Source organism: Tropicibacter sp. Alg240-R139 (assembly GCF_900537075.1).
Taxonomy (GTDB): domain Bacteria; phylum Pseudomonadota; class Alphaproteobacteria; order Rhodobacterales; family Rhodobacteraceae; genus Falsiruegeria.
Genome location: NZ_UNRA01000002.1, coordinates 194,398 through 207,100 on the forward strand (window position 1 = coordinate 194,398; position 12,703 = coordinate 207,100).

12 protein-coding genes are annotated in these 12,703 nt (G+C 57.8%); 1 reads left to right on the forward strand and 11 read right to left on the reverse strand.

What is annotated here, in order from left to right; translation table 11 throughout:
- From G6R15_RS08625 to trpS, 9 genes are all read right to left on the reverse strand, one after another.
- The gene (locus G6R15_RS08625) at positions 1-1,530 is read right to left on the reverse strand and encodes an ABC transporter ATP-binding protein (protein WP_164659463.1); all 1,530 of its coding nucleotides are present in this window, start codon (positions 1,528-1,530) and stop codon (positions 1-3) included.
- Positions 1,531-1,648: 118 nt separating this feature from the next.
- On the reverse strand, positions 1,649-2,647 hold the full coding sequence (locus G6R15_RS08630) for a BMP family protein (RefSeq protein ID WP_164659464.1): 999 nt from the start codon (positions 2,645-2,647) through the stop codon (positions 1,649-1,651).
- A 157-nt stretch (positions 2,648-2,804) separates the two neighbouring features.
- Positions 2,805-3,203, reverse strand: a complete 399-nt coding sequence (locus G6R15_RS08635) for a GNAT family N-acetyltransferase (protein WP_240336707.1) — start codon at positions 3,201-3,203, stop codon at positions 2,805-2,807.
- An 11-nt stretch (positions 3,204-3,214) separates the two neighbouring features.
- A complete protein-coding gene (gene tsaB, locus G6R15_RS08640) occupies positions 3,215-3,805 on the reverse strand; it encodes a tRNA (adenosine(37)-N6)-threonylcarbamoyltransferase complex dimerization subunit type 1 TsaB (protein ID WP_164659466.1) in 591 nt (196 codons plus the stop codon).
- Positions 3,795-4,358: a NifU family protein gene (locus tag G6R15_RS08645; RefSeq protein WP_164659467.1), complete on the reverse strand. Its 564-nt coding sequence runs from the start codon at positions 4,356-4,358 to the stop codon at positions 3,795-3,797. The genes tsaB and G6R15_RS08645 overlap by 11 nt, the downstream gene beginning before the upstream one ends.
- Positions 4,359-4,426: 68 nt before the next feature.
- On the reverse strand, positions 4,427-5,020 hold the full coding sequence (locus G6R15_RS08650) for a 2-hydroxychromene-2-carboxylate isomerase (RefSeq protein WP_164659468.1): 594 nt from the start codon (positions 5,018-5,020) through the stop codon (positions 4,427-4,429).
- A 9-nt stretch (positions 5,021-5,029) separates the two neighbouring features.
- Positions 5,030-5,485, reverse strand: a complete 456-nt coding sequence (locus tag G6R15_RS08655) for a universal stress protein (RefSeq protein ID WP_164659469.1) — start codon at positions 5,483-5,485, stop codon at positions 5,030-5,032.
- An 81-nt stretch (positions 5,486-5,566) separates the two neighbouring features.
- Positions 5,567-6,430 (reverse strand): branched-chain amino acid aminotransferase, encoded by an 864-nt coding sequence (locus tag G6R15_RS08660; protein WP_164659470.1) that lies wholly within the window; start codon positions 6,428-6,430, stop codon positions 5,567-5,569.
- A 153-nt stretch (positions 6,431-6,583) separates the two neighbouring features.
- Entirely contained in the window at positions 6,584-7,615 is a 1,032-nt protein-coding gene (gene trpS / locus G6R15_RS08665; RefSeq protein ID WP_164659471.1) for a tryptophan--tRNA ligase, read from the reverse strand.
- Positions 7,616-7,706: 91 nt separating this feature from the next.
- Between trpS and G6R15_RS08670 the strand changes: the two genes are divergently transcribed.
- Positions 7,707-8,393: a rhomboid family intramembrane serine protease gene (locus G6R15_RS08670; protein WP_164659472.1), complete on the forward strand. Its 687-nt coding sequence runs from the start codon at positions 7,707-7,709 to the stop codon at positions 8,391-8,393.
- A gap of 3 nt (positions 8,394-8,396) precedes the next feature.
- Here G6R15_RS08670 and murJ read toward each other — a convergent pair whose 3' ends face one another.
- Positions 8,397-9,938, reverse strand: a complete 1,542-nt coding sequence (gene murJ / locus G6R15_RS08675) for a murein biosynthesis integral membrane protein MurJ (protein ID WP_164659473.1) — start codon at positions 9,936-9,938, stop codon at positions 8,397-8,399.
- Positions 9,935-12,703: a [protein-PII] uridylyltransferase gene (locus tag G6R15_RS08680; protein WP_240336708.1), complete on the reverse strand. Its 2,769-nt coding sequence runs from the start codon at positions 12,701-12,703 to the stop codon at positions 9,935-9,937. The genes murJ and G6R15_RS08680 overlap by 4 nt, the downstream gene beginning before the upstream one ends.

Consider the following 12,703-nt stretch of genomic DNA (forward strand, 5'->3'; position numbering starts at 1 on the left):
TTATGCAGCCTTTCCATCGACGCCTGCCATCAGCAGGCCCAGTTCTTTTTCGTCCGTTTCATGGGGCAGGCGCTCGCCCATGATGTGCCCGTCAAACATGACAGCGATCCGGTCAGAGAGCGAAAAGATTTCTTCCAGTTCCACCGATACCAGCAGCACCGCTTTGCCCTGATCGCGCAGGGCGACGATCTGCTGGTGGATGAATTCGATGGCGCCGATGTCCACACCGCGGGTCGGTTGCCCGACCAGCAGCAGGTCCGGGTTCCGCTCGATCTCGCGCGCAACGACGATCTTTTGTTGGTTGCCACCCGAGAAGTTCTTGGCCGCCAGCCAACCGTCGGCGGGGCGCACATCAAACTTTTCAATCTTGCGCTCGGTGTCCGCACGCAGGGCGGCGTTGTTCATGAAGATGCCGCTTTGGTAGGCGGGATCGTGGTGATAGCCAAAGGCCACATTCTCCCAGGCGTGAAAGTCCATAATTAGACCCTCGCGCTGACGGTCTTCGGGGACGTGGGCAATATGCTGATCGCGGCGCGCACGCGCGTCCGATCCAGCGCCACTGAGCGCCAACGGCGAACCGTTCAAGCGAATGCTACCTGTACCGGGACGCATTCCGCCGAGAACTTCCAGCAGCTCTGATTGTCCGTTACCAGCCACGCCTGCAATGCCTAGAATTTCCCCGGCTCGAACCTGCAAGTTGATGCCTTTGACCCGCTCGACACCTTTTTCATCGGTGACATGCAGGTTCTCGACCTCCAGAACCGGCGCTCCGACTTTGGCAGGGACCTTGTCCACTTGCAGCAGAACCTTACGGCCCACCATCAGCTCGGCCAGATGCTGTGGGTCGGTTTCGGACGTCTTGACCGTCGCGGTCATCTGCCCGCGCCGCATGACGCTGACAGTGTCGGTCGCCTCCATGATCTCGCGCAGCTTGTGTGTGATCAGGATGATGGTTTTGCCCTCATCCTTGAGGCGGTGAAGGATGCGGAACAGTTGATCGGCCTCGGCAGGGGTCAGCACGCCGGTCGGCTCGTCCAAGATTAGAATGTCGGCCTGACGATAGAGCGCCTTCAGGATCTCGACTCGCTGCTGCATCCCGACGCCGATCTCTTCGATCACTGCGTCCGGGTCGACGTTCAACTCATACTCAGCCGCTAGTTCCTTGAGCGATTTCCTCGCCTTGGCCAGCGAAGGCTTGAGCAGCCCACCGTCCTCGGCCCCCAGAATGATGTTTTCCAGAACGGTAAAGTTCTCGACCAGTTTAAAGTGCTGGAACACCATGCCGATGCCTGCTGCAATGGCGGCTTGGCTGTCCGGAATCTCGGTCTTTTTGCCGTTGATCCAGATCTCGCCTTTGTCGGCTTTGTAAAATCCATAGAGAATGCTCATCAGCGTGGATTTGCCCGCACCGTTTTCACCGATGATCCCATGGATCGTACCGGGGGCGACGCTGATAGAGATGTCCTTGTTTGCCTGGACGGGGCCAAAGGATTTGGAAATCCCTTTAAGCTCGATGGCTGGGACGGTCATGATTTAACCTCGATGGCCGAAGAGGAGCGCGCAATATCTGGTGATGTGCCGTCAAAAGCGCACGGGGGGAGGTGAAAGGCGGGCCGGTGCAATCACACCGGCCCACATGAATAAGCGATTAGAAGCTTACAGCAGGGCAGCTGTCGTTTTCGTAATAGCTGACAACGGATGTCTTGCCGTCGATGATGTCCTGACGCGCCTTTTCGACGGCGCCTTTCATGTCATCACTAACCAGCGAGGCATTGTTGTCGTCCATGGCAACGCCCACGCCTTCTTCGGCCAGACCCATGGTGAAGACACCGGTTTCAACGTCTGTACCGGCTTTCATCGCCTCATAGACGGCCACGTCCACACGTTTCAGCATCGAGGTTAGGACTTTGCCTGGGTGCAAGTGGTTCTGGTTGCTGTCCACACCGATCGAAAGGATGCCTTCGTCGGCTGCGGTCTGCAGAACACCAACGCCGGTGCCACCAGCAGCCGCATAGATCACGTCAGCGCCTTGTGCGATTTGCGCTTTGGTCAGTTCCGATCCTTTGACCGGGTCATTCCAAGCCGACGGAGTTGTGCCGGTCATGTTGGCAACGATATTGACGTCCGGGTTTACTGCCTTGGCACCTTGGGCATAGCCGCAGCCAAAGTGACGGATCAATGGGATGTCCATGCCACCGATGAAGCCGACGGTGCCCGATTCCGATGCCATCGCAGCCATCATACCAACCAGGTATGAGCCCTCGTGTTCGGCAAAGCCGATTTGACGAAGGTTTGGCGCGTCCAGCCAAGTGACATCAACAGCGACGAATTTAGTGTCGGGGTAATCTGGCGCAACGGCGCTCAACGGATCTGCCATGCCAAAGCCCATGGTGATAACCGGGTTGGCGCCAGCTTCGGCAAAGCGGCGCAGAGCCTGCTCGCGCTGAGCCTCGGATTGCAGCTCGATCTCGCGGTACTTGCCGCCGGTTTCTTCGGCCCAACGGGACGCGCCGTTGTGGGCTGCTTCGTTGAAGGATTTGTCGAACTTACCGCCCAAGTCAAAGATCAGCGCGGGCTCGGCCAATGCGGCCCCTGCGGTCAGCGCCAGCGAGGCTGCGGCGCCCATCAGCGATTTCATGAGGGTCATTTGTTTTCTCCCGTTGGTTTTTTGTTTCAGACGCCCGGTCTGCGCCAGGGTCCGTGCATTCGAGCAGAACTGCAATAATACTGGCAATTAAGGACGGAGCCAGCCCAAAGAATCAACCGCTTTTTGACCGGATGGTCCAAGAAACGCGAGAATGCCGTCAGGGCAGGGGTCGTTGCATCACGATGGCGTCGATACTCTCTGTATCGGAACGCTTATAATAGCCGGGTCTGCGGGTGTGGAGCGCGTATCCGCACCTGTGATAGAGCGCAATGGCCGGGGTATTGTCGACCGCCACATCAAGGAACGCGCGACCTGCGCCTTGGCTGATGGCTTGGGTGTGCCAAGCGGACATGACCTGTGCGGCCAGCCCCTGACGCTGGTGATCCGGTTGAGTCGCGATGGTCAGTAATTCGGCCTCACCGGCTATCACTTGGATCAGGGCAAAGCAGCTTTTGTCACCCACAACATATGTAAAACGGTTGGACAGAAGATCGGAAAATTCCGTTTCGCTCCAAGGACGTGACTGGGTGAAGGCCGCCTTGTGAGTGTCGGCCATTTCCGCGGGCGTCATTCGTCCAGCAGGACCGGCGGCACATCGCGCGAAGGGGCAGCGTCGGCCGGTCGAATGTAGAATGGGACAGGTGGGATCACTGTGTCGAGATAGCGTTCAGACGCGATGCGCGCGATGGCAACGGCTGTCTTTGCACCATCATTGGTCAGATAGAGCGGCGCTAGGTTCTCTGCTTCGGTGATCGGTAATAGCATGGCTGCTTCTCGATCGCGTCTGATGTAGACGTGTTCGCGGGGGGCAGGGATGGCAGGGAGAGTGTCAACGGGTGCAATCAGACCAAGCGATTCGAAACCGGTGACGCCGACCGCGGGCACTTTCAGACCCAAGGCCAATCCTCGCGCAGCCGAAACCGAGATACGGATGCCGGTAAAGTTTCCCGGACCAGTGCCAACGCCGATTGCATCCAGATCGGTCCAGGTCAGCCCTCCCTCGGCCAACACCTCTTCGAGCAGGGGCATCAAACGCTCGGCCTGTCCGCGTTTCATCTCTTCAACACGGGCCACAAGAGTTTCACCCCCTCGCAACAAAGCGGCCGCGCAATGCGCGGCCGATGTGTCAAATGCCAGAATGAGTGGATCAGACGGCAACGGGGCGAACCTCGGTCACCTCGGGGATGTAGTGGCGCAGCAGGTTCTCGATGCCCATTTTCAGCGTCAAGGTCGACGAGGGGCAACCGGCGCAAGCGCCTTGCATGTGCAAGTAGACAACACCGCGATCAAAGCCATGAAACGTGATGTCGCCGCCGTCTTGGGCGACTGCGGGGCGTACACGGCTGTCCAACAGCTCTTTGATTTGATCGACAATTTCGCCGTCTTCGCCTGTATGCTCGGCATGACCAGACACGGTTTGCGCGCCGTCATCCATCACCGGTTGGCCCGACTGATAGTGCTCCATCACCGCGCCAAGGATGGCTGGCTTTATGTGGTCCCATTCGACAGCGTCGTCTTTGGTGACAGTGACAAAATCGTTGCCAAAGAACACGCCTGTTACGCCAGTGACTGCGAACACTCGGGTGGCGAGGGGCGACTTGCCAGCCGCTTCGGCAGATGGGAAGTCTGCTGTGCCCATTTCGAGCACGGTTTGACCGGGCAAGAATTTCAACGTCGCCGGGTTCGGCGTCGATTCGGTTTGAATGAACATGGCAGCCTCCGTGATGCTTGGTACTGATATGCGGTCACAGGGATGGGAAGTCAATAATTGGAACGGTTCTAAAATTCTGCGGCAAGCGCCAAAGCTGCATCTAGACGATCATCGCCCCAAAAGAGCTCATCGCCCACAATAAAACTGGGTGCTCCGAACAGATCGAGTTCTTGGGCCTTGTTTGACTGCACGCGCAATGCTGCTCTTGTTTCGGGCTGACTTACTGCCGACATCAGGCTTCCATCCAGTCCAACCAGATGCCAGCAATCCGCCAGAACCCCTGCATGTGAAATGTTCAACCCGCGACCAAATTGCGCCGCATAAACCGCCCGCACAAACGGAGCAATCCGACCATGCTGTCGTGCCACCAATGCCAATCGTGCTGCCATCAGCCCGTTTTGTGGAAACGGATCAGGGCGCATGAATGGCAAACTACGTTCCGCGCAAAGACGCTCCATATCGCGCCACATGTACCGGCCTTTAGCGGGATAGATGTTGAACGGTGAGTTGTTCCAGCCTTGCGCTGCAAAGATTGGACCAAGTAAAAAAGGCTGCCAATCGACGGCAACCCCATGTCGCGCGGCGGCGTCTTCGATCCGCATGGCGCTGAGATACGAATAGGTCGAGGCGAATTCGAACCAGAACTGAATACGCCTCGCCATGGCCGAACCTCAGGTGATCGCTTCGAGCTTTTCCTTGCTCAAATCGCCAGGAACGATGGTGATCGGGATCGGCAGCGACCCGGAAGAGCGGCTGAGCTGCGATACCAACGGGCCGGGGCCCTTCTTGTCTGTGCCTGCACCCAGGACCAAAACGCCGATTTCAGAGTCTTCCTGCACTTGTGCAATGATCTCGTTGAGTGCTTCGCCTTCGCGAATGATCAGTTCGGGTTCGACATGTTGCTTGTCACGCATCCACTTGGCAAACACCTCATAATGCGCATGAATGCGTTCGCGGGCCTCTTCGCGCATGACTTCGCCGACGCCGATCCAGTGGTTGAATTCATCTGGCGGAATGATCGACAAAACGGCCACGCCGCCGCCAGTGTGCGATGCGCGCATGGCGGCAAAACGCATGGCATTCAGACATTCACGGCTGTCATCCAGGACGACAAGAAACTTACGCATGGGCAATTATCCTCTTTCACCGGATCATGCATTACGGGACGAGGGCTTGCAATAACAGGGTTTCTTATTCGATCCAGAGGTTTACCCGCTTGCCGCCGCCCAGTCCCAGTAAAGCGCACGCGCCTTGCGGGCGATAGGGCCAATCTGGAATTGTGTATCGTCCAGAGCGGTGACGGGCGTGACCTTGTTCATGTTGCCCGACATAAAAATCTCGTCGGCGTCATGGAAATCCTGAAAGGACAGAACAGCTTCGTGAACTTTGACACCATCGGCCTGTAAATTCTTGATGTGGCGTGCACGGGTGATACCAGCCAGAAAGGTGCCGTTGGCGATTGGAGTGAACACTTCGCCATCGCGCACCATAAAGATGTTCGCCGTGGCCGTTTCGGCGACATTGCCCATGGCATCTGCCACCAGTGCGTTGTTGAATCCCTTCGCGCGTGCCTCTTTCAGCATCCGGGCGTTGTTGGGATACAGGCAGCCCGCTTTGGCGTTGACGACGGCGTCTTCCAGTACGGGACGACGGAAGCGGGTAGTGGTCAGGGTGACCGACGCCTCAGGCGCGGCCATGGGAATCTCTTCCAGGCACAGGGCGAAACCGGTCGAATCCTCCTGCGGCACGATCGCTGTCGGATCGCCGTCGATGCCCCAATACATCGGGCGGATATAGACAGCCTTGTCCTTGCCATAAGCTTTCAGGCCTTCGCGGGCAATTTCGACCATCTCTTCGGTCGTGACCGTCGGAGTCACCATCAATGCCTTGGCCGAGCGGTTGGTGCGGGCACAATGTGCGTCCAGATCCGGGCTCAGGCCGTCAAAGAACCGAGCGCCATCAAACACGCTTGATCCCAACCAAGCACCATGATCCGCAGCGCGCATGATCTGCACGTTCCCATCATGCCAGGTGCCTTCAAAATAGGTGCGGATGTTGGTGCCGGTTGCCATGATACTCTCCCTCTCTCAACTTGAAACTTGAGTGAGAATGGGTCAGAAGTCCAGACCTTTGCGTGACTGCAATGCAAACGTGATCGCAGGAAAAAAGAAAACTGGCCGACTCGTGCAAGTCGACCGGTTTGTATCAAAACAATGTTCTCTGGATCAGATCGAGGCCGGAGGAACCATTCCCACAATGTCATAGGTCTGGCGCAGGATCGGCGCGGTGATTACGCGTGCCCGTTCCGAGCCGCGGGTTAGAATGCGGTCGATTTCGTCCGGCTCGTTCATAAGGCGCGCCATCTCGGTTGAAATGGGTGAAAGCTTGGCGACGGCTAGCTCGGCCAGCATCGGTTTGAACGCGCCAAATTGCTTGCCGCCCACGTCTGCCAGGACTTGATCCACACTCTGCTCGTTCAGGGCGGCATAGATGTTCACCAGATTGCGCGCCTCGGGGCGCTCTTCCAATCCTTTGACCTCGGACGGTAGGGCATCGGGGTCGGTCTTAGCCTTGCGAATTTTTTTGGCGATGGCGTCGGCGTCATCGGTCATGTTGATGCGGCTGGCATCCGAGGGATCGGATTTGGACATTTTCTTTGATCCATCCCGCAAGGACATGACACGGGTTGCCGCGCCTTCGATCACCGGTTCCGCCATCGGAAAGAAATCGACGCCATAGTCGTGGTTGAATTTGGCGGCGATGTCGCGGGTCAGTTCGACGTGTTGCTTCTGATCCTCGCCCACGGGAACATGTGTTGCGTGATAGATCAGGATGTCTGCGGCCATCAGTGCAGGATAGGCAAACAGACCCAATGATTGGTTCTGAGCGTTTTTGCCTGCCTTGTCCTTGAACTGAGTCATCCGCTGCATCCAGCCCATGCGGGCAACGCAGTTGAAGATCCAGCCCAATTGCGCATGCTCGGGCACCTGGCTCTGGTTGATCAGGATCGACTGCTCGGGATCGATGCCCGCAGCGATGAATCCTGCGCACAGTTCGCGTGTGTTTTTGCGCAGCGCGTCGGGCTCCAGAAACTTGGCCGTGATCGCGTGCAAGTCGACCATGCAATAGACCGTTTCAAACTCGGGTCCCTGCATGTCCACAAAACGTTTGATCGCACCCAGGTAGTTTCCGAGGGTCAAACCGCCCGAAGGTTGAATGCCGGAAAATACGCGCGGCGTGAATTGGGTCTTGGACATGTCAGACAACTCCCGTCTGGAATAATAGGCCTATGTCGCTTACCCATGGGGCCAAAGGACGTCAACAGTCCCCCGTAATGGAGAGCAGGTCATGAGCAGTAACCCCAACACCCCAGCGGTCAACCCGCTTCCGCCTGTCGTGGTCGCCCTGTGTCTGTTCATCATGGGGGTCGAGCTGGCCTTTACCTTGGGCACGCGCGGGATAATCGGAGGACCCGAGGCGGTGGGATGGCGTCTGAATGCGATCCAGACCTATTCATTTTCCGGTGAGATTTTTGCGTGGATGTGGGAAACTGGGCGTTGGCCGCTGGATCAGGTGATGCGGTTTGTGACCTACCCCTTTGTTCATGGCACCTTCACGCAGGCCATATTTGTCTGCGTCTTTGTACTGGCGATGGGCAAGATGGTGGCCGAAGTGTTCGGCAGTATTGCAATGCTGTTGATCTTTGTGCTGTCCGGAGTTGGTGGGGCGCTGCTCTACGCGATCTTGCTGACTGAGCCGTATCCGTTGGTCGGGGGCTTCCCTGCCGTTTACGGCCTGATCGGGGCGTTTACCTTCCTACTTTGGGTCAACCTGTCTTTGGTGGGTGAAAACCAGAGCCGTGCCTTTACGCTGATAGCCATGCTGATGGGCATACAGTTGGTGTTTGGCCTGCTGTTCGGCGGGACCAAGGATTGGGTCGCGGACCTGGGCGGCTTTGCCACAGGCTTTGGTCTGTCGTTTCTGTTCGTCCCAGGCGGGTGGGCGCGCATTCGGCAGTTGCTACAGCGGGACTAAGCTTTAACCGCGCCGCAGGGACCGTCGGAACTCGGACAAGCGGAACGCGCCGATTAGCTGGCCAACTCCAAAGTAGACTCCTGCGCCAAAGGCAATCAGGCATAGCAGTGTCAAATATCGCCAGCCAGGAGCGTGCAGCGGCGCTGCTGCGCTAAGGGCTGCAAACCATAAGGCAATGCCCATTACGACCGACGCCAACACGACCCGCCAGACTCGTGACCGGAACCGCGCATCAAAGCGGGCCACAGCGCCATAGCGGCGTGCCCCCCACATCAGCAACCCGATCATCGCCCACGCAGAAGCTGTTGCGGCGATAGCTGGGGCCAGCCAGCCCAGCCAAGGCTGCAAGCCAAAGGCCAGCGCTGCGTTCACGACCATGGCCACAACGGCATAGCGAAAGGGCGAACGCGTGTCCTCGCGCGCAAAATAGAGTGGTTGCACCAGTTTTTGCAGGACAAATGCGGGCAGACCTAATCCATAAATTGAAACCGCGACTGCAATTGCGGCAACATCGTCAGATGTGGTTTGTCCACGTTCATAAAGCACGGAGACCAGCGGCAGTGGGATCACCATAAAGGCAATTGCGGACGGTACAGTGAGCATCAGCGCGAACTCTCCGGCCCGCGAATAGGCATTGCGCGCGCCGTCGTCGTCCTGCGCGCGCAATCGTCGCGACAGTTCCGGTAGCAACACAAGGCCAACAGCAATACCCACAACGCCAAGTGGCAGTTGATACAGTCGGTCCGCTACAAACAGCCAGCTCATCGCATTCTCGGTGCCGGATGCCACAAGCTGACCAACCAGCAGGTTCACCTGCACCACACCGGACGCCAAAGCAGCCGGGATCGCAATACGCACCAGGTTCGACATCTCAGGGCCCCACTGGGGCAGGCTGGGGCGCAGACGGATACCCGCACGCTCGGTTGCGATCCAGACCAGCGCAAGCTGTGCGACACCGGCCACTGGAATAGTCCAGATGAGCCAGGTGATAATCTCTCCGCCAACGACCGCGCCAAGGATCATCGCGCTGCAAGTGAAGATGTTGAGCAATACCGGAGCGGCGGCCGCAGCAGCAAATCGCCCAACCGAATTTAGAACACCGGAAAAGAGCGCCGCCAGTGCCATGAAAAAGATGTAAGGAAACACGACGTAGCCATAGCCGACGGCCAGATCGAACCTCTCGTCTCCGTAGGTGCCATTGGCGGTTAACCAGACAAAGGCGGGCATGGCGACCATGCCCAAACCCACCAGGGCCAGAACAGTCAGCCCCAAGACATTCAGCGTCTGATTGGCAAAGCCTTGCGCGTCGTCTCCGCCTTCGAATTTCTTGGAAAACATCGGCACAAAGGCGGCGTTGAACGCCCCCTCGGCAAAGAAGCGTCGGAACATGTTGGGCAGGCGAAAGGCCACGACAAAGGCATCCATCACCGGACCGGGGCCGATCAAAGACGTCAGCAGGATTTCCCGCATGAACCCCAGAACACGGCTGGCCAATGTCCAGAACCCAACCGTCAGAAAGCTCGACGTCAGACGCGAACTCTTCATGAGTCGGCCCGCTTGGCACCTTCGGTGATTGCTTGGCGCAGTTTCTTTTCCAACGTGCGCTGTTTGCTTTCCGCGTGGTACTTCAACCCGAACATGTCCTTGACGTAAAAAGTATCGACCACCTGCTCGCCATAGGTCGCGATCACGGCGTTGGCGATGTAGACGTTGGTGCCTGCAAGCGCGCGGGCCAGGTCATACAGCAAGCCGGGCCGGTCGCGGGTGTCGACCTCGATAATTGTGTAGATTTCGGATCCTTCGTTGTCGAAGGTGATGTGGGTGGGGACATTGAACGCTCTTTCGCGTTTCTTGATCTTGTCGCGAGACTTAAGCGCGTCACGAGCGACAACCTCACCTTTGAGCGTTTTGTGAATCATTTGCGTCAAACGCGGCAAACGCGATGCTTCGTATGGGTGTCCCTCGGCATCCTGAATCCAGAATGCGTCGGTCACATAGCCGTCTTTGGTCGTATAGCTACGAGCGTCCACCACATTTGCACCCACAAGGGCAAGCGCCCCGGCCACGCGGGAAAAGATACCTGGATGATCCCACATAGTGAAACAGGCCCGCGTCGCGTCACGGTCTTCGTCCGGACGCAGGCGGATTTCGATGTCGCCGGGATCCCCCGAAGCCTCCATCACGCGCAACATTTTGGCGAACTCGACATGGGTTTCGGTCTGCAAGCCTTGCCAATATGGGGCATAGTGCCGACTGGTCTCAGCCTTAAGGTCGGCTTTGCTCCACCCGGTCAAAGCGGTGCGCAGGGCTTTCTTGGCCTCGGTCCCTCGATTCTCGCGGTTGAGGTCCTCCATCCCCGTTTCAAGCGCCCGCTTGGTTTCACGGTGCAGGGCACGCAGCAATGTGGCCTTCCAGTTGTTCCAAGTGTCCGGACCTACGCCCCGAATGTCACAGACTGTCAGAACTGTCAGCAGATCTAGCCGCTTGACCGTCTGCACGGCCTTGGCGAAATCCCGTACCGTGCGCGGGTCAGAGATGTCGCGTTTCTGGGCCATGTCAGACATCAGAAGATGATAGCGCACCAGCCATTCCACTGTCTCGCAATCCGATTTGTTCAGGCCCAGGCGCGGCGCCACCTTGCGCGCGATCTTGGCCCCAAGGATCGAATGATCTTCGGGCCGCCCCTTGCCGATGTCATGCAGCAGCAGTGCCACATAAATCACTTTGCGGTTGATCCCGTCCTTGAGGATGCCGGACGCCAGCGGCAGCTCTTCGACAAGTTCGCTTTTTTCGATCATCGCCAGGTTGGTGATGCACTGGATCGTGTGCTCGTCCACTGTATAGCTGTGATACATGTTGAACTGCATCATCGCCACGATGGGTTCAAACTCGGGGATGAACGCGGACAGGACACCTAGTTCATTCATCCTTCGCAGGGCGCGTTCCGGATTGCCGTGTTTCAGCATCAGGTCCAGGAAGATCCTGCGCGCTTCCTTGTCGCCGCGCATGTCGTCGTCGATCAGCGCCAGGTTCGCCGTCACCAGCCTCATAGCGTCGGGGTGGATCAGCATTCCGGTGCGCAGCCCTTCTTCAAACAGGCGCAGAAGGTTCAGCTTATTGGACAAAAACGTCTTGGGATCCGCTACATCGAGCCGCCCGTGGACCACCTTGTAGCCAGATTTGACCTTGGGGCGGCGGCGGAAAATGCGTTCCAGAAGCGGCTCGCTTTTCATATGCGCCGCTTCCAGCTTGGTCAGCAGAATCCGGGTCAGTTCACCGACGCGGGTGGCTTCGCGAAAATACTTCTGCATGAACACTTCGACCGCGCGGCGTCCGGCGCGATCCTCGTACCCCATGCGCGCAGCCACCTCGACTTGCAGGTCAAAGGTAAGTTGCTCGGTGGCGCGGTTGGTCACCAGATGCAGATGCGAGCGCACGGCCCAGAGAAAGCTTTCGGCCTGTACAAAGGTGTCGAATTCATCCGGGTTGAACAGGCCCAGGGGCACCAGTTCGTCAACTTCTTGAACGCTGTAGATGTATTTGGCGATCCAGTAGAGCGATTGCAGATCGCGCAAACCCCCTTTGCCCTCTTTCACGTTGGGCTCGACCATGTACCGCTCGCCTTGCTTCCGGTGGCGTAGGTCGCGTTCGGTCAACTTGGCCTCGATGAATTCTTGCCCAGAACCTTTGAAAAGGTCGTTTTTTAACCGTTCTTCCAACTCTTCGGCCAGCGGCGCGTGGCCGGCCAGGAACCGTTGCTCCAGCATTGCGGTGCGGATGGTGAAATCTTCGGTCCCCAGACGCAGACAATCTTTGATCGTGCGGGACGAGTGGCCAACCTTGAGCCGTAGATCCCACAGCATGTAGAGCATCGATTCAATAACACTCTCGGCCCAGGCTGTGATTTTGTAAGGGGTCAGAAACAGCAGGTCGACATCTGAAAACGGGGCCATCTCACCACGTCCGTACCCGCCCACCGCCATAACCGCGATGCGTTCGCCCTGGGTTGGGTTCGCCAAAGGGTGCAATATCGTGCTGGCAACATAGAGCGTCGTGCGTACCAAACCGTCCGTCAGATAAGTGTACGATCGGGTCAACGGTCGTGCGGCAAAGGGCGCGCCAGCAAAGGCATCGGCAATTTTGGCGCGACCTGCTTTTTGCACGTCGCGCAAGACCGACACCACGCCGTTACGAATGGTGGCATTGTCGGATGTATCCTCTGCGAGAGCATCAATACGCTGACGAATGTCGTCAGCGTCAAAGATGTCGTTAGGCTCGCAGATCAATGTGCCCGCAGAGTGGGGCAGCAA

Bases quoted from the DNA above. Each gene is read 5' to 3' on its own strand.
- G6R15_RS08670 (WP_164659472.1), top strand. From the start codon at position 7,707: ATGAGCAGTAACCCCAACACCCCAGCGGTCAACCCGCTTCCGCCTGTC.
- G6R15_RS08635 (WP_240336707.1), bottom strand. From the start codon at position 3,203: ATGGCCGACACTCACAAGGCGGCCTTCACCCAGTCACGTCCTTGGAGC.
- G6R15_RS08660 (WP_164659470.1), bottom strand. From the start codon at position 6,430: ATGGCAACCGGCACCAACATCCGCACCTATTTTGAAGGCACCTGGCAT.
- trpS (WP_164659471.1), bottom strand. From the start codon at position 7,615: ATGTCCAAGACCCAATTCACGCCGCGCGTATTTTCCGGCATTCAACCT.
- murJ (WP_164659473.1), bottom strand. From the start codon at position 9,938: ATGAAGAGTTCGCGTCTGACGTCGAGCTTTCTGACGGTTGGGTTCTGG.
- G6R15_RS08650 (WP_164659468.1), bottom strand. From the start codon at position 5,020: ATGGCGAGGCGTATTCAGTTCTGGTTCGAATTCGCCTCGACCTATTCG.
- G6R15_RS08630 (WP_164659464.1), bottom strand. From the start codon at position 2,647: ATGACCCTCATGAAATCGCTGATGGGCGCCGCAGCCTCGCTGGCGCTG.
- G6R15_RS08625 (WP_164659463.1), bottom strand. From the start codon at position 1,530: ATGACCGTCCCAGCCATCGAGCTTAAAGGGATTTCCAAATCCTTTGGC.
- G6R15_RS08645 (WP_164659467.1), bottom strand. From the start codon at position 4,358: ATGTTCATTCAAACCGAATCGACGCCGAACCCGGCGACGTTGAAATTC.
- G6R15_RS08655 (WP_164659469.1), bottom strand. From the start codon at position 5,485: ATGCGTAAGTTTCTTGTCGTCCTGGATGACAGCCGTGAATGTCTGAAT.